Below are 16594 nucleotides of genomic sequence, written 5' to 3' on the forward strand. Positions count from 1 at the left end.
TTGCATCCTTCCGGCATCACCGTGCAGCGCTCTGTCGTGTCTTTTTTGATGTCACGGGATATAGCCCGCCGACTTCACCGGCTGCGAGTTCACAACGGTTTCCGCAGTCGCCACCCATCCGCCGCCCATGGACTTGTAGATGTCGATCAGGGCCTGAAGCATTGCATTCCGGCCGGCAATTTTCGACAGTTCGACATTGAACAGGCTGCGTTCGGCGTCGAGTACCTCCAGGTAACTCGTGACGCCTTCATTATAACGCATTATCGCCAACCGTGCATAATTCTGCAGTGCCCGGGTCTGCCTGACCAGGGATTGGAGTTTTTGATCTGATTTTTTCTGGTTTACCAGGGCATCGTCCACCTCGCGGAAGGCGTTCTGAACGGTCTGAAGGTAGTCGTACAGCGTTTGTTTCCGGAAGGCTTCGGCGCTTTTGACTTCGCCGCCGATGCGGCCTGCCGTGAAAATCGGAACGGTCAGGGGGACGCCGACGTTCCATACCTTGGATCGGCCGCTGAAGAGATCCGACAGATCGGCGCTTGCAGTGCCAAGGTCGCCGGTCAGGGAAATCGTCGGGAAATAGAGGGATTTGGCGACGCCGATCCGGGCGTTCGCAGCGATCAGGGCCTGCTCGGCAGCCCGGATATCAGGACGCCGCGCCAGCAGATCGGAGGGGAGGCCGGCGGGGATCGCAGGGGGAATCAATTCGTCGATGGTGAGTCCCCGGGGAATGGGTCCAGGGTTTCGGCCTGTCAGGATGCTCAGGGCATTCTCGGTCCGGGCGATGGCCAACTCGATTTCGGGAACGCGCGCCAGGGCGTCCTCGTATTCCGCCTCCGCCTGGCTCACGTCGATCTCTGGGATGATGCCCCGGTCCAAACGGATCTTGAACAGGTCCAGCGTCTGCAATCGGGTCTTCACTGTGCGGCGGGTGATCTCCAGTTGCTTGTCTAGCGCCCGGATCTCCACATAGGCGCCGGCTACGGCGCTCACCAAGGTCAGAACCACCGTCCGCCGGGCCTCCTCCGTGCTAAAGAGTTCGGCGCGGGCGGCCTCGGAAGCGCGGCGGTACTTACCCCAGAAATCGATTTCCCACCGGGCGCTCATGAAGGCCTCGTAGTAGTCGAAGGTCGAATCCACCCCCGAAGGAATGGGGGTGGGCCCCACCTCGGTTACCCGCTCACGGGACGCGCTTGCACCGGCATCGGGAAAGGGGAACTGATCGCCGCGGGTGGAAAAATAGCGGCCGAAGAACTCCTCCACCCGAGCCGTGGCGATCATCAGGTCCTTGTTCTCCGAAAGCGCCGTGCGTACCAGGCCGTTCAGAACCGGGTCGTTGAACTGCTCCCACCAGGCCGTGTCGGCAAGGTCCAGGGCCTCTTTCTCCTCGATCCGCCAGGCGGCAGGGACATCCACGGCAGGACGCCGGTAGTCCGGCCCCACCATCGCGCACCCTGTCGCGGTGATTAACAGCGCGCAGCAAAGAAGCCGTTTACGCATGTTCTTCTTCCTTTCTTTCTGCTTGCGGATCTTGAGATCCGGTCAGGGCTTGCCGGCCCTCGCTTTTGCCCCGGTGGGACAGTCTTTCCACTACGTAGAAGGTCATGGGAATCAGAAAAATGGCGATAAAGCTCGATGCCAGCATGCCGCCGATCACGCCTGTGCCCATCACCCGGCGGGCAATGGCCCCCGATCCGGTGGCGACGGCCAGCGGGATACAGCCCAGGATAAAGGCAAAACTCGTCATGAGGATCGGCCGCAGTCGCAGGCGTGCGCTTTCCAATGCCGCATCCGTGATGGATTTTCCCTTTTCGTATTCCACCTTGGCGAATTCGACGATCAGAATCGCGTTCTTGGCCGCGAGGCCGATCAGCATGATGAGTCCGATCTGGGCGTAGAGATTGAACTCCATCCGTCGAATGAAAAGGCCGGTAAACGCGCCTAAAACCGCAACGGGCGTGCCGAGGAGGACGCTGAAGGGCAGGGACCAGCTTTCGTACTGGGCGGCCAGAATCAGGAAAGCGAAGACCATCGACAATCCGAAGATCACGGCGACCGGTACGCCTTCCAACGCCTTCTTCTCCTGGTAGCTCATGCCGAGATAATCATAGCCCATCCCGGCCGGCATGTCGGCTTCGAACACCTCCTCCAGGGCCTTCATGGCCTGTGCCGAGCTGAACCCCGGTTTGGCGGTCACGTTGAGCTGGGCCGAACGGTAGAGGTTGTAGCGCATGGTGAACTCCGGTCCGGAACGCTCCCGGGTCGTGGTCATGGCGGAGAGCGGCACGGTATCGCCGGCGGCGTTTCTCACATAGAATTGGCCGAGCTGTTCCGCCTCGGTCCGGTATTCGCCTTCCGCCTGGATGTATACCTGCCACTGTCGGCCGAATCGGTTGAAGTAATTGACAAAATATCCGCCCATAAAGGCTTGCAGGGTGCGATAGACCTGGTTCAGATCGATCCCCTGCTTGAGCACCCTGTCGCGATCTACGTCCACGAAGACCTGTGGCACCGTGGGCAGGAAGGTGGTGGAGACCCGGGCGATCTCGGGCCGCTGCTTTGCCGCCTCGATAAACCGCTGTACGTTTTCCCATAAAAAAGCGATATTCTTCCCGGAGCGATCCTCGAGGATAAAGGTCACGCCGCCGGCTGTACCGATGCCCGGGATCGCCGGCGGAGAGAAGGCGAAGGCGACTCCCTGGGAAATCCTGCCCATACGCTGATTGAGGCTTGCCATGACGGCTCCGTATTGCTCTTCCGGGCTTGTCCGCTCATGCCAAGGCTTGAGCGTAATGAAATAAAAACCGCTGTAGGTGTTGGCTACGCCGGAGAGAAGGCTGTAGCCCACCACCGTGGTGCAAAACGCGACCCCCGGGGTTTCCATGATGATTTTCTCGATTTTCCGGCTGGCCTTGTCCGTCCGCTGCAGGGACGCGGCATTCGGCAGCTGAACCCCGGCGTAGAGGTATCCCTGATCCTCCTCCGGCAGAAACCCGCCGGGAACGCCCTTGCCGACCGCACCGATCGCGGTCGACATGACGGCGAGCAGGATCAGGCTGATCACGAACTTGCGGATGAACCATCCGCAGAGCTTTACGTAGCTGTTCGTGGCTTTTCCGAAGAGATTGTTGAATCCGCGGTAGAAGGCACCCAGGGGCCCGCGGGTCTGTTTCCTGGGCTTCAGGATCAGGGACGAGAGTGCGGGGCTCAGGGTCAGGGCGTTGAAAGTAGAGATGAGGACCGAGACGGCGATGGTTACCGCGAACTGCTGGTAGAGCCTGCCCGTGATCCCGGGGATGAAGATGGTGGGCAGGAACACCGCGGAGAGCACCAGACTGGTGGCAATCACCGGCCCGGAGACCTCCTCCATGGCCTTGATTGTCGCCTCCCTGGGAGAAAGCCCATGCTCGATATGGTGCTCCACCGCCTCCACCACCACGATGGCGTCGTCAACCACGAGCCCAATGGCGAGCACCAGGCCCATGAGCGCGATGGAGTTGATGGAAAACCCGAGAATGGGAAACACGGCAAAGGTCCCGATCAGAGAAACCGGCACCGCCAGGGCCGGGATCAGGGTCGCCCGCCATCCCTGGAGAAAGATGAACACAACGATAATGACGAGCACCAGGGCTTCGACCAGGGTGTGCAGGATCTCCTCGATGCCCGCGCGTACCGACTGGGTCGTGTCAAGGGGGATGCTGTATTCGAGATCGTCCGGGAAGTTCTGCTTCGTCGCCTCCATGAGCCGTTTGACGCCGTCCACGGCTTCGATGGCATTGGAGCCGGGAAGCTGGTAAAGGGCCAGCACGGCAGCAGGCTTGCCGTTCAGACGACCGGCCATGGCATAGGTTTGGGACCCCAGCTCGGTACGGGCGACATCCTTAAGTCTTACCACCGAGCCGTCCGTGTTGGCCCGCAGCACGATCTGCTCGAATTCCTCGGGGCTCGAAAGCCGGCCCTGGGCGCGGATGGCGTAGGTGTATTCCTGGCCGGGGGGCACGGGTTCAGCACCCACCTGACCGGCCGGGTTGACGGTGTTCTGCTGCTTGACGGCATCCACGATCTCCGGAACGGTGATGTTCAGTTTGGCGAGCTGATCCGGCTTCACCCACAGCCGCATGGCGTACTGACCGGCGCCGAAGACCGTGACGCTCGCGATTCCGGGGACGCGGGTGAGTTGATCGTTCAGGTTGATGTAGGCATAATTGGCCAGGAAGGTCGCGTCGTAGCTGCCTCCCGGTGAGGAGAGAGCGATCAGCATGAGCGGTGAAGAGGTGGACTTCTTGACCGTGACCCCGTAGTCGCGCACCTCGGCGGGCATTTTGGCATCGGCCTGGGTCTTGCGCATCTGGGCCAGGACCTGGTCGATATTGGGGTCGGTTTTGACGTCGAAGTTGACGTAGAGCTTCAGCTCGCCGTTGTTGGCGTTGAGGGAGTACATGTAGTTCATGTTGTCCACTCCGCTCATTTCCTGCTCGATGGGGGTGGCAACCGACTGCTCCACGGTCTGGGCATCGGCACCGACATAGGTCGTGTTGATGACGATCTCCGGCGGGACGATGTCCGGATACTGGGCGATGGGAAGCCCCAGCATCGCCACGATGCCCACAATGACGAAAATGATGGAGATGACGATCGCCACGATGGGCCGGTTGACAAAAAATCTAGCCATGGAAAATCAACCTTTCTTCGGGTATCGGAAGAGGCTGTCTACCGCCTAAGGTTCGGCCGAATAAGGCAGGGGGGTTACCTTGATGCCGTCCTTCACCTTCTGGATGCCTTCCACAACGACCCGCTCCCCGGGTTTCAGTCCTTCCTCGATGATCCAGAATGCATCGGAGCGCCTGCCGACCTTGACGCTTCGGATCTTCACCGTGTTGTCGGCATCCACCACCGCCACCCGGTAAGTGCCCTGAAGTTCGCTCACGGCGCGCTGGGGCACCACCATCGCCGCCTTTTCGGTTTCCAGGAGTGCTCTTACTCTGGCATATTGTCCGGGCCGCAGGATGTTCTCGGGATTGGGGAAGAGAATGGCCACCCGGATGGCCCCCGTCCGGGGATCCACCTGCCGGTCGGCAAAACCCAGTGTTCCCTTGTGGGGCCAGATGGTGCCGTCAGTCAGGATCAGGTCGAACCCGGTTTTTCCAGGGGCATGTTTTCGGGTACCTGCGTGTTCCATCGTCTGCAGGTATTCCCGCTCGCTGATGGGCACATAGACCTTGATGGGGTCTACCGTGGAGACCGTGGTCAGTTCCTGCGACTGGGGGGTGCCCACCAGATCGCCGATCTGTGCCTTTGCAGCGCCTGCGATGCCGTCTATGGGGGACTTGATTTTTGTGAAACTCAGTTGAAGCTCGGCCTTGCGAACCTCCGCCCTGGCGGCCAGGACCTCGGCTTCGGCGGCCTGAACCCGCCCCGTGGCGTCGTCTTTATCCTTTTGGCTGACCGCACGGGCTTCCGCCAGCGGCAGGATGCGTTTGAGGGTTGACCGGGCCGTCGTGAGCACGGCCTGATGCCTGGCCAGAACGGCCCTGGCCACGTCCAGCGACGCCTCAAAAGGACGCGGGTCGATCTCGAACAGGAGGGTTCCCTTTTTGACGAAACGTCCTTCCTGGTAGTTCTGTTTGATCAGGTATCCCTGCACCTGGGCAAGAATCGTGGCATTCATCATGCCGTCCGTGGCGGCCACATACTCGCGGGAGGTCGGGACCGCTTTTTCAAACACATCAGTCACCTCGACCTCGGGCGGTGCCGCTGCCGTCACCGCTTTGGTTTCCTTTACACCGCCATGGCCGACGCCGCTCAACATCGTCACGACCGTTATGAGCATCAACATCAGCAGATGTTCTTTCTTCACGTTGCCTCCTCCTTCATCGAAATATCCGATATGGCCCCATTACCCGTATGACAATTTCCTGAGACGGCGATTTGTCGTCCGCGCCGGCGATAGCAGCATCAACCTTCAGGATATGCCATGACATCAACATTCTGAAATACATCGGTCCGCGGATAACCGTGTTCTGTAATCTGATGTCCCGGCTTGAGAAGGCGTTCTTACCGGGTTCTGCCGTGAACATTATCCAAGATGATCCTGATCCGATCTCCCCAGAACCTGAACGCCTCTTCAGTGGACCCCCATTTGCTGAACCGTTCCGTGAATCCCGCGCTTTTTTCGTCCTGGGCAACGGCGAGCACCTCATTCGTCACGGCGTCGAGAACCATTATCTCGGCGGTCGTCGATCCTGAACCGGACCAGGCGCCCGTGGCCCCTTTCTTGAAGATACTGATGCCCAGACCTATGGGAATCACCGAGGTGACGGTGCTCAGCTCCGGATTGCTCTGTTTGAGATCGGTAATGGCAAAACGAATCCGCAAAACATCGGGACCCGGTTTTGCCGCGATGGGGTAGGCGTCCTTGAGCGCATTGACGAGAATCATGTTGCATTTATCCGCCAGAGCCTTCATTTCCTGGGCATCGATGCCCTTATGTGCCGAATCGTCCGAAAGGTAGAAAACAACGCTGTCCAGCATAATCCTGTTGTACCGGCTGAAATCGGCATCGGGGTTCACCCAGCGCATTTTGGCCCCGCCTTCCGGACCGGGCTGCAATTTGCCGTAATAGTCCTTTAGAAAGCCTGAATATTGCATTGGGGCTGCAGGCTTGCCGGATTGCGTGCTCTGCGTTGCGCAGGCGGTCATGAGGCACGCCAGCACAATCCCAATAGCGATTGCCGGAGTTTTCCCTGTCGGTCTTATCATGGGCTTTTCCTTTTTTCGGTGTTGATGCGTTATGGTTGTCCCTGGGGCGGTTCCCGGGAATCACTTCCTCATTTTTGCCAAGCACCCTGCCGAGCCGGTAGAATTTGGCGGCATTCCGCATGCAGCAATAGACCGAAGCAATGGCGTTTACGTCGGCGTCATACCTAAGGTTCAAACTCCCTGCCTTATGCGCCAGATATCCTTGCAGTACTCCCGAATGGACCTGTCCGACGAAAACCTGCCCATGCGGGCCACGTTGAGGATGGAGATGCGGGTCCAATGCTCCTGATCGCGATAAGCAGCGGCAATCTGATCCTGGCAGTCGATGTAGGCTTGATAGTCTGCAAGCAGCATGTAGGGATCATGATTCAAAAGAGTGTCAAGCAGCGGAACGAAACGCGCCTGATGGTCCGGGGAAAAATGCCCGGAATAGAGCAGGTCGACAGCCTCCCGCAATTGGGCGTTTTCCTCGTAATACCGCCTGGGGTTGTAGCCGCGGCCCCAGAGATCGTTGACTTGATCCACCGTCAATCCGAAAAGGAAAAAGTTTTCAGGCCCCACTGCCTCCCGGATCTCGACATTGGCGCCGTCGAGGGTTCCGATCGTCAATGCGCCGTTCATGGAGAATTTCATGTTGCCGGTGCCGGAAGCCTCCTTGCCGGCCGTTGAAATCTGTTCGGAGAGTTCAGCCGCGGGGTAGATCATCTGGCCGTTTTTGACATTGAAGTTCGGGAAAAAAACGACCTTGAGACGTCCGGCCACGTCGGGATCCCTGTTGACCACCGCGCCCACGTCGTTGATCAGTTTGATGATCAGTTTGGCCATGGCATATCCCGGCGCGGCCTTGCCGCCGAAGATGAAGGTCCGCGGCGTGATGTCCAGGTTCGGATTCCGCCTGATCCGGTTGTAAAGGGTGACGATGTGCAGCACGTTGAGATGCTGCCGCTTGTACTCGTGGATCCTTTTGACCTGGACATCGAAGAGGGTGTCCGGATCGACGGTGTTGCCGGTCCGCTCATGAATGAGCCCGGCAAGATCTGCCTTGTTGCCGCGCTTCACTTCCCGCCAATGATTACGGAATGCCGGATCGTCCGCCAGAGGCGCGATCTTTTCGATTTCTTCTTCGAAGCGGCAGATCCAGCGGTCGCCGATGGCGCTTTCGAGGAGACCGGCAAGCTTGGGGTTGCTCAGCACCATCCAGCGTCTCGGGGTGACGCCGTTGGTCACGTTGACAAAGCGGTCGGGATAAATAGCATGAAAATCCCTGAGCACGGTCCGGGACAGAAGTTTCGTGTGCAGCTCGGCGACACCATTGATCCGATGGCCGGCCACACTGGCGAGGTGCGCCATCCGGATGCTTTTTTGGCCGCCTTCGTCAATGATGGAAAGCCGGGAAGCCAGGCCGTCATCCCCTGGAGCGTGCCGGCGGACTTCCTCGAGAAACCGATGGTTGATTTCATAAATGATTTCCAGGTGGCGCGGGAGCAGGTGGCCGAAGAACGGAAGGGGCCATTTTTCCAGGGCCTCGGAGAGAAGGGTATGATTCGTGTAGGAAAACACGTTTCGGGTAATGGTCCATGCCTCGCACCAGTCCATGTCGTGTTCATCCACGAGCAGGCGCATGAGTTCCGCAACGGCAATGGCGGGATGGGTGTCGTTGAGTTGAACGGCGAAGCTCTCGTGAAACGTATCCAGGGCTTTCCCCCGGATGAGATGAACCCGGATCATGTCCTGAAGTGCGCAGGAGACGAAGAAATACTGCTGGGCGAGACGCAGCGTTTTGCCGATTTCCGGCTCGTCGTTGGGGTAGAGGACCTTGCTGACGGTCTCGGAAACCACCTTTTCGTCGACCGCCTTGTAATAGTCTCCGACGTTGAAGGCCTGGAAATCGAAGGATTCCACCGCCTCGGATTTCCAGAGGCGCAGGATGCCGATGAAATCCTTGCGAAAGGCGGGAATCGGTGTGTCGTAGGGGACTCCCTTGATGACCCGGTTTGGAATCCACCTGATCCGCAGACGCCCGCGCTCGTCATGGAACCATTCGGTGCGGCCGCCAAAATTCACGGTGCAGGACAACTCCGGCCGGTGAATTTCCCAGGGGTTTCCCAGGCGGAGCCATTTGTCGGTTTTTTCGACCTGTCGGCCATCACGGATTTCCTGGCTGAAGATGCCGAATTCATACCGTATGCCGTAGCCCAGGGCCGGCACGCCCAAAGTGGCCAGCGAATCCATATAACAGGCGGCAAGTCTTCCCAGGCCGCCGTTCCCAAGGCCCGGCTCCTCCTCCTGAGCCAGGAGGTCGTCGAGATTTAATCCGAGCTGCGCGACAGCTGCCCGGGTATTGTCATGTATACCCAGATTGATGAGCGCATTGCCGAGATGCGGGCCCATCAGAAATTCAGCCGACAGATAGCCGACGATCTTTCTTTGGGGATCCGCAATCGCCTGGACGACATTCATCCAATGTCCGAACATGCGGTCTCGGACGGTATATGCAAGCGCCACATACCAGTCATTGCATGTGGCCATGACCGGCAGGCGTGCCTGGGAAAAATGGATATGGTCCAGTATGGACTTCCGGATCGCTGCGACGCTGTTTCCGCTGCGGGCATCGTTTTCGGTCGCCGGTGGGAAATCTTCCTTTGCTTCCAGTTTCATGACCAAACCTCCCGATCAGCATATGTCAACGTGTTCGGGCCGAGGCCGGCACTGTCAATTTTTCCGGCTGGATGGTCCGGACGGCCGCCGTCTACGCCTATGTGCGGGTTATGGGCCGCCGCCTCCGGCTCGACTTTCCAAGCGGGTACAGGGGTGGATGAGCACCGGTGAAGTCGGTAGTCCTTTAAAGCTTGCTTCGGGCGGCCCGGAAACTCGCCGCTGAAGGGGGGTGGCCGTACCCGACCGATACCGGCATACGAATAGAGTGAATTGAACTATAAAGAAAAAATATGCTTTTGCAAATAGAAATAATTACCCAGATATATGAGGAGAATGTCCCATTTGTTTGCGGCGTGACCTGCGTTCTCAAAGTCATGCCGTGGCGGGTAAACTACGGGGGGCAGCGCTGTCCGTGCGGATGTCGGCAGGGTAGCGCATGGGGCATGAGCGGTGTGTTTTTTTGGTGGCGAGGGGTGTGAGCTGACGGCAGGCACATGCCCGCCGTCAGCTCAATCATTTTCGATCTGATTACCCCAGAATGGCTTTGAGGTCGCCCTCGGGGGTCCCGATGGGCATGATGTTGAAGTTTTCCACCAGCACGTTGAGCACGTTGGGGCTGATGAACGCCGGCAGGCTCGGCCCGAGGCGGATGTCCTTGATGCCCAGATGGAGCAGGCTCAGCAGGATGACGCAGGCCTTCTGCTCATACCAGGAGAGGATCATCGAGAGGGGCAGGTCGTTGACCCCGACTCCGAAGGCGTCGGCCAGGGCCTGGGCGATGCGCACGGCGGAGTAGGCGTCGTTGCACTGGCCCACGTCGAGGAGACGCGGTATGCCGCCGATGTTGCCGAGGTCCTTGTCGAAGAAGCGGAACTTGCCGCAAGCCAGGGTCAGGACCACGCAGTCTTCGGGCACCTTCTCCACGAACTCGGTGTAATAGTTCCGGCCCGGCTTGGCGCCGTCACAGCCGCCCACCAGGAAGAAATGCCGGATGGCCTTGTTTTTCACCGCTTCGATGACCTGAGGCGCGACGCCCAGGACGGCATTGCGGCCGAACCCCACCATGACCGATTTGCCTTCCACGTCCTCGGTGAAACCGTCCATGGCCAGCGCCTTCTCGATCACCGGCGTGAAATCGTCGTTGGTCACGTGGGTGACGCCCGGCCAACCCACCAGGCCGGTGGTGAAGATCCGGTCATTGTAGCTTTCCCTCGGCTTCTGGATGCAGTTGGTGGTCATGAGAATGGCGCCGGGGAAGGCGTCGAACTCACGGGCCTGATTCTGCCATGCCGTCCCGTAATGGCCGTAGAAATGGGGGTGCTTCTTCAACTCAGGGTAGCCGTGGCAGGGCAGCATCTCACCGTGGGTGTAAATGTTGATCCCTTTTCCCGCCGTTTGCTTGAGCAGGGTATCCAGGTCTTTGAGGTCGTGGCCCGAGATCAGGATGGCCTTGCCCTTTCGGGCGCCCAGGGGCACCTTTGTGGGGACGGGGTGGCCGTAGGTTCCGGTGTTGCCGGCGTCGAGCAGTTCCATGGCCCGGATGTTGACCTCGCCGCACTTCAGGGCCAGGCCGACATACTCGTCAACGCCCACGCTCTTGTTCAGGGTGGCGGCCATGGCCTCATGGATAAAGGCAAAGACCGCTTCGTCCTGCTGCCCCAGGATGGCCGCGTGGTCCGCGTAGGCCGCGAGCCCCTTGAGCCCGTATACCAGCAATTCTCTCAGCGAGAGGAGATCCGGGTTCATGTCAGGGTCGGCCTTGATGCCCACCTTTTCCCCCTCGGCGATCATCTCGGCCGTGGTTCCCGCCGGAGTGAAGTCTGCCGCGGCATCCGAAAAGGAAGCAGCACCGCCGGCAGCCGCCACTTTTTTCTTGAGGGCTTCCCGGTGGGCCACGCAGTCCCGGATCAGCGTTACGAAGCGTTCGGAGTCGAAATCGACGTTGGTGAGGGTGGAGAAGATCGCCTCGCAGGTGAAGCGGTTGACGGCGTCATCCGATACGCCGACCTTTCGGCCTTCCACCGCGACGAGGGAGAGGCCTTTGACCGCATGAATCAGGAGATCCTGGAGGGCTGCCGTTTCGGGTTGTTTTCCACATACGCCGATCTTGGTGCAGCCTTCGCCTTTTGCCGTCTGTTCGCATTGAAAACAAAACATGTGTTGCCTCCTTGTTGAGTTGATATATAAGAAAAGGGTTTTAGTGTTGTCGTTGCTGTTGGAGCCGAATCTAACCCATCGGTCCTGCCGCCGCATTGACTTAGGTCAATAAAAGGGACATCAACGAGAAAAAGCAGGTCCCATCCACTATAGAGAGCCGGGGTGGGGGTCGAAAACCGGTCGAATTCGAGAAAGAGGGGAGAGTGGATAAAATCATTACCATTATAAAGTCCGTTCCGATTTTCAGCGGACTCGAAGACGATGACATTGACGCCCTGCTGCGGATCGCGGTCCATCGCCGGTACGGCAGGGGCGAACTCATCTTTTCGGACGGAGACGCAGCCGACGGATTCTATGTCGTCGCCGACGGGAAAATTAAGATATTCAAGATGTCCTTTGACGGAAAGGAGCAGATCCTTCATATCTTCGGGCCGGGTGAGCCGTTCGGGGAGGTCCCGGTCTTCAGCGGCGAGTCCTTCCCGGCCAACGCCCAAGCCATTGCCGCGAGCCGCTTGATTTTTTTTTCACGGAAAGACTTCATCGCGCTCATCACCGAAAAGCCGTCCCTGGCGTTGAACATGCTGGCCGTGCTTTCCATGCGGCTGCGCCGGTTCACGGTTCAGATCGAACACCTCTCCCTGAAAGAGGTGCCCGAACGCCTGGCCGCTTATCTGATGTACCTTGCCCGGGAGCAGGAATCCGAAGATCACGTCCGGCTCGAGATCGCCAAGGGGCAGCTGGCAAGCCTCCTGGGGACGATACCCGAAACCCTTTCCCGAATCTTTGCGAAAATGAGCGCTGACGGCCTTATCGAGGTGAACGGGCCTGATATCCGTCTTTGCGACCGGGAGGGATTGGCGATTCTGGCCGGTATGGACCTGGATGAGGCCTGAAAGAGCCGCTGCGAGGCCCTGCAGCTCCCGGAACGATCCGATGTCCCACCGGGGCTGCAGGAATCTGAAAACCCGATTTAGTCTGAAAGGCCCAGGGCGGATTTGAATTGGGTTGCGCCGATGCGGTTCATGAACCGGGCGGTCCGCTCCCGCTTCTTTCCGTTTTCCTTGTAGTACTCCAGGGCGCGCCTGACCAGCTCGATGGCGGCATCCCTGTCGAGATTTTCCGCCAGCAGATCGCCGATTCTTGGCTTGCCTCCCGAGTTGCCGCCGAAAATGACATGCCATCCTTTCTTCGTCCCGATGAGACCGACGTCGCGAACATAGCTTTCCCCGCAGCAGAATGGGCATCCGGAAACGCCGAACTTGACCTTGGCCGGCAGGTCGATGCCCACGTACATCTTTTCCAGCTCCAGAGCCATCCCCAGGGAATCCTGAACGCCGAACCTGCAGACGGCCGTTCCCGGACATGCCTGGGCATAGTGAACGCAGAGCTCCGTAGCCCGTCCGATGTCGGTCCCGAGGTCTTCCCAGATGTCGTCGATGACGTCGGCTTTCATGCCTACCAGGGCCAGGCGCTGGCCCGATGTGATCTTCACGATGGGGATCTCGTATTTCTGCACGACCCGCGCGAGAGCTTCCAGGGTTTCGCGGGGCACCAGGCCCACGGGGGTTCTGGGAACGATGGCGTAGGTTTCTCCGTCCCGTTGCAGGATAGCGCCTTTCGGTGTATCGGTCATGTAGTTTTCTCCTGTGATGTTAAAGCGGTAAAAATAATCCCGGGATCGACGCGACGGTCGACGGACATCGCTTTCATGGGTGAATTCCAAGCGGAAAGGACACATCCCTGCCGCTGGTTGCCAGCCGATTTCACCCTATGAGGGCAATCCTTTTAATAGCCACGCTTCGGCGCATGTCAAGGGGCCGCAGACGGTGACGACCGTCGATGTCCCGATGAATTCATTTCCTGCCGTCCCATGCGGCAGCCGGATCGCTGTCGGGTGAACATGGGTTACCGCTCGATTCTACCTGGATGGACGACGTTGGGTGCGGCCCGTTAAAATTCTTGACAAGTCTATACCGCCATGATAACGACATTATATGATTGAGCGCTCGTTCAATATAAAATCCGGGTCTCACACCGTTCGAACAAAACCCGGGCGGAGCGGGGCACGTCATTCATTTTTTTAGAGACGCGGGAGGAAACCCAACCATGAGTCACTTGAAGCACCTTTTTTCGCCGGTGGAGATCGGCGGCATGACCGCCAGAAACCGGCTTCTCATGCCGGCCATGAGCATCAATTTCGGGGTGGACGACAACGGGTACGTCCAGGACCAGCTGACCGAGTATTTCGTGGCCCGGGCCCGGGGCGGCGCCGGCATGATGCTGGTGGGCGGGGGCGGTGTTCACCCCACCGGTCTCGAGCTGCCCCAGCTCCCGGCCCTTTGGGACGACGGTTGCATCCCCGCCCTCAAGAAGATGACCGATCGGGTCAAGCCTTTCGGCGCGCTGTTCGGCATGCAGCTCATGCACGGCGGGCGCCAGTCCTACCACGACAAAAAGGTGGCCCCGTCGCCCATCCCCGCGCCGGCCGTGGTCAAGGGTACGCCCCGGGAGCTCACCATCCCCGACATCGAGGAGCTGGTCGCCGCCTTCGGCGACGCGGCGAGGCGGTGCAGGGAAGGCGGCTTCGACTTCGTGGAGATCCACGCCGGGCACGGATACCTCATCAACCAGTTCTATTCCCTCAATTCGAACAAGCGCACCGACAAATACGGCTGCGGGTCCTTCGAGAACCGGATCCGCTTTCTCATGGAGCTGTTCCGGGACATCAAGGCCAAGACCGGCGACGACTATCCCGTGGGGGTCCGGTTCAACGGCATGGACTACATCAAGGACGGCTGGACCCTCGAAGACGCCCTGAAGCTTGCGCCCATTCTGGAGCGGGAAGGCGCGGCCTATCTCCATGTCTCGGCCGGGGTCTACGGCTCCACCGAACTCACCATTCCCTCCATGTACGTCAAGCACGGCTGCTTCGTCCACCTGGCCGAGGCCGTGAAGCAGATCGCCGGCATTCCGGTCATCACCGTGGGCCGCATCAAGTCGCCCGAGATGGCCGACCGGATCATCAAGGAGGGGCGGGCCGACGTGGTGTCCATGGGCCGCAGTCTCCTTGCCGACCCTGAGCTGCCCAACAAGGCCATGGCCGGCGAGCTTTCCCGGATTCGCCCCTGCCTCGGCTGCTGCCTGGGCTGCATCCACGCGGCGCTTCAGCTCGAACCCGGCGGCTGTGTGGTCAATCCCGACGTGGGCCGGGAATACCAGCTCAAGGAAAACGACACCACCGACCGGCCCAAAAAGATTCTCGTGGCGGGCACCGGCCCGGCCGGACTGGGCGCGGCCCGCATGGCGGCCCTCCGGGGCCACAAGGTCGTGGTCTGCGACGAGCGCGGCGAGATGGGCGGCCTGGTGCGATTGGCGGGAAAAGTCCCCGGCCGCGGCGAGGTCATGGACATCATCAATTTCTTCAGAAACGAGATGGACCGGCTCAAGGTGGAGGTCCGCCTCAACGTCCCGCTGGATCAGGCCCTCCTGGATGCCGTGGCCCCCGACGAGGTCGTTCTGGCCACCGGCAGTTTGCCCGAGATGCCCATCATCAAAGGCCTTTTCCAGACGAAAATGACCCTCTGCACCGTCACCGACATCATGGCGGGCACGGCCATGGCGGGCGACCGCGTCATCGTGCTGGGCGGCAGCCAGGCGGCCCTGATGGTGACGGACTTCCTGGCGGAGAAGGGCAAGGCCGTGGTGGTCCTCAACCGCAAGCGTCATTTCGCCGAAGAGATGTCGAGCAACGACCGCTTCTATCTGCGGGAGCGGCTCAAGCGCGATACGGTGACCCTCTTCAAACAGGTGTCGGTCAAGCAGTTCCTGCCCGACGGCGTCACATTCACCACCGGCGGCGACACCGTCACCCTGTCGGGGTTCGACACCGTCGTCATCTCCGAGAAGATGACCCCCATCCGAACGGCGGCGGACCTCTTCAAGGGCGCTGCCATCCCGGTCCACATCATCGGCGACGCCAAATCGCCGCGCATCATCATGCACGCCCTGAGCGAGGCCGAGGAGCTGGGCCGGACCCTCTGATGCTTCGCAAATAAGATTCGGAAAACTTTCGGGCGCCGCCGGTTCTGGGGCGCCCGAGGTGTCTGCGGCCGAGTGACAAGGCGGGAACGGATATCCTGTTGTGCGGCGGTGGGTATGATGCTATTTTCAAAATAGACGAATAGAACGAATGAAACCCTGGCGGTTTATCATAAAGACGCCTGCCCAACGCTGGAGAGAAGAAAATGACGAATTGTTTTACATTTTCGGAAATCAAGAAACTGAGTGTGAACGAACGCATTCGTATCGTGCAGGAGATCTGGGACAGCATTGTAGAGGATCAGCGAGCCCTGAGCCTAACGGAAGCCCAGAGAGACGAGCTCGACCGAAGGCTTGACCGACAGCAGGAGGCTCCCGAGGACTGCAGGTCCTGGGATGAGATCAAGAGAAAGTTTGACGTCTCCTGATGGATCTTCCACTCCTGATACGTTCCGAGGCCGAAGCGGATATCGATGAAGCCTATCGATGGTATGAGGATCAGCAAGAGGGTTTGGGGGCTGAGTTCGTCAAAGTGCTTGAAGACGCGTTTGCAAAGATACGAACACACCCTGAAATGTATCCTTTGGTGCACAGGAATGCCCACCGGCTCCTGATCCCCAAATTCCCTTATGGAATCTTTTATATCGTCGAACCGGAAGCCATCATTGTATTTGCGGTTTTTCACGGGCATCGTGACCCGAGACGATTGAAAAATCGAAGCTAATCTGAACCATTAATCATGAGATCATCCAGCGGGCCTGCCACCCCATGCCCGCCCTGCCTCGATCTTTTCTTCCCCTCCAGCCAGATCCTCGCGGAACGTCATGCCATGGAAGCGCACGAATTTGCGGATCCCCGCACAATAGGTTCTTTCTGTGTGAATCGAATAATGGTGGAGCCGCATCGCCTGCCGGACTTCGTCAAGCAGCCTGGGTCGTTTTTCAGTTGACATGGGCCAAATGGAATGGTTTGGAAAAGATACAGG

The 16594-nt window shown here is 59.3% G+C and carries 12 protein-coding genes; 4 read left to right on the forward strand and 8 right to left on the reverse strand.

All coding sequences use genetic code 11. The annotated features are described in order from the left end of the window. Positions 1 to 51: 51 nt before the first annotated feature. The 6 genes from dmul_RS07795 to hcp form a co-directional block, all read right to left on the reverse strand. Complete coding sequence (locus dmul_RS07795) at positions 52 to 1497, reverse strand: efflux transporter outer membrane subunit (protein WP_020875926.1); 1446 nt, start codon at positions 1495 to 1497, stop codon at positions 52 to 54. Continuing rightward, positions 1490 to 4669, reverse strand: coding sequence for an efflux RND transporter permease subunit (locus tag dmul_RS07800; protein ID WP_020875925.1), 3180 nt, complete (start codon positions 4667 to 4669; stop codon positions 1490 to 1492). The genes dmul_RS07795 and dmul_RS07800 overlap by 8 nt, the downstream gene beginning before the upstream one ends. Before the next feature lie 45 nt (positions 4670 to 4714). Next, entirely contained in the window at positions 4715 to 5854 is a 1140-nt protein-coding gene (locus tag dmul_RS07805; protein ID WP_020875924.1) for an efflux RND transporter periplasmic adaptor subunit, read from the reverse strand. A 197-nt stretch (positions 5855 to 6051) separates the two neighbouring features. Then, positions 6052 to 6756, reverse strand: coding sequence for a DUF3313 domain-containing protein (locus tag dmul_RS07815; protein ID WP_020875923.1), 705 nt, complete (start codon positions 6754 to 6756; stop codon positions 6052 to 6054). Positions 6757 to 6927: 171 nt separating this feature from the next. After that, positions 6928 to 9414, reverse strand: coding sequence for a glycogen/starch/alpha-glucan phosphorylase (locus tag dmul_RS07820; protein WP_020875922.1), 2487 nt, complete (start codon positions 9412 to 9414; stop codon positions 6928 to 6930). 528 nt (positions 9415 to 9942) lie between these two features. Next, positions 9943 to 11571, reverse strand: a complete 1629-nt coding sequence (hcp, locus tag dmul_RS07825; protein WP_020875921.1) for a hydroxylamine reductase — start codon at positions 11569 to 11571, stop codon at positions 9943 to 9945. A gap of 203 nt (positions 11572 to 11774) precedes the next feature. On the opposite strand from hcp, the gene dmul_RS07830 reads away from it, so the two are divergent. Beyond that, on the forward strand, positions 11775 to 12464 hold the full coding sequence (locus dmul_RS07830; protein WP_020875920.1) for a Crp/Fnr family transcriptional regulator: 690 nt from the start codon (positions 11775 to 11777) through the stop codon (positions 12462 to 12464). Positions 12465 to 12541: 77 nt separating this feature from the next. Here dmul_RS07830 and dmul_RS07835 read toward each other — a convergent pair whose 3' ends face one another. Then, positions 12542 to 13204 carry a nitrite/sulfite reductase domain-containing protein gene (locus dmul_RS07835; RefSeq protein ID WP_020875919.1) on the reverse strand — a complete coding sequence of 221 codons (663 nt, stop codon included), beginning with the start codon at positions 13202 to 13204 and terminating at the stop codon, positions 12542 to 12544. A 473-nt stretch (positions 13205 to 13677) separates the two neighbouring features. Between dmul_RS07835 and dmul_RS07840 the strand changes: the two genes are divergently transcribed. From dmul_RS07840 to dmul_RS07850, 3 genes are all read left to right on the forward strand, one after another. Beyond that, positions 13678 to 15612 (forward strand): oxidoreductase, encoded by a 1935-nt coding sequence (locus tag dmul_RS07840; RefSeq protein WP_020875918.1) that lies wholly within the window; start codon positions 13678 to 13680, stop codon positions 15610 to 15612. A gap of 203 nt (positions 15613 to 15815) precedes the next feature. Beyond that, positions 15816 to 16037 (forward strand): addiction module protein, encoded by a 222-nt coding sequence (locus dmul_RS07845; protein WP_020875917.1) that lies wholly within the window; start codon positions 15816 to 15818, stop codon positions 16035 to 16037. Continuing rightward, a complete protein-coding gene (locus dmul_RS07850) occupies positions 16037 to 16333 on the forward strand; it encodes a type II toxin-antitoxin system RelE/ParE family toxin (RefSeq protein ID WP_020875916.1) in 297 nt (98 codons plus the stop codon). Before dmul_RS07845 ends, dmul_RS07850 begins: the two co-directional genes overlap by 1 nt. A gap of 21 nt (positions 16334 to 16354) precedes the next feature. On the opposite strand, the gene dmul_RS21265 is transcribed toward dmul_RS07850, so the two are convergent. Beyond that, entirely contained in the window at positions 16355 to 16561 is a 207-nt protein-coding gene (locus dmul_RS21265; protein ID WP_078081233.1) for a phage integrase N-terminal SAM-like domain-containing protein, read from the reverse strand. Between the last annotated feature and the right edge of the window lie 33 nt (positions 16562 to 16594).

The sequence above is a fragment of the Desulfococcus multivorans genome (assembly GCF_001854245.1).
GTDB classification, from domain to species: Bacteria; Desulfobacterota; Desulfobacteria; order Desulfobacterales; family Desulfococcaceae; genus Desulfococcus; species Desulfococcus multivorans.

What these genes read in the sequence shown, in the direction of transcription:
- dmul_RS07795 (WP_020875926.1), bottom strand. Translation starts at nt 1,497, where the DNA reads ATGCGTAAACGGCTTCTTTGCTGCGCGCTGTTAATCACCGCGACAGGG.
- dmul_RS07800 (WP_020875925.1), bottom strand. Translation starts at nt 4,669, where the DNA reads ATGGCTAGATTTTTTGTCAACCGGCCCATCGTGGCGATCGTCATCTCC.
- dmul_RS07815 (WP_020875923.1), bottom strand. Translation starts at nt 6,756, where the DNA reads ATGATAAGACCGACAGGGAAAACTCCGGCAATCGCTATTGGGATTGTG.
- dmul_RS07820 (WP_020875922.1), bottom strand. Translation starts at nt 9,414, where the DNA reads ATGAAACTGGAAGCAAAGGAAGATTTCCCACCGGCGACCGAAAACGAT.
- hcp (WP_020875921.1), bottom strand. Translation starts at nt 11,571, where the DNA reads ATGTTTTGTTTTCAATGCGAACAGACGGCAAAAGGCGAAGGCTGCACC.
- dmul_RS07835 (WP_020875919.1), bottom strand. Translation starts at nt 13,204, where the DNA reads ATGACCGATACACCGAAAGGCGCTATCCTGCAACGGGACGGAGAAACC.
- dmul_RS07840 (WP_020875918.1), top strand. Translation starts at nt 13,678, where the DNA reads ATGAGTCACTTGAAGCACCTTTTTTCGCCGGTGGAGATCGGCGGCATG.
- dmul_RS07845 (WP_020875917.1), top strand. Translation starts at nt 15,816, where the DNA reads ATGACGAATTGTTTTACATTTTCGGAAATCAAGAAACTGAGTGTGAAC.
- dmul_RS07850 (WP_020875916.1), top strand. Translation starts at nt 16,037, where the DNA reads ATGGATCTTCCACTCCTGATACGTTCCGAGGCCGAAGCGGATATCGAT.
- dmul_RS21265 (WP_078081233.1), bottom strand. Translation starts at nt 16,561, where the DNA reads ATGTCAACTGAAAAACGACCCAGGCTGCTTGACGAAGTCCGGCAGGCG.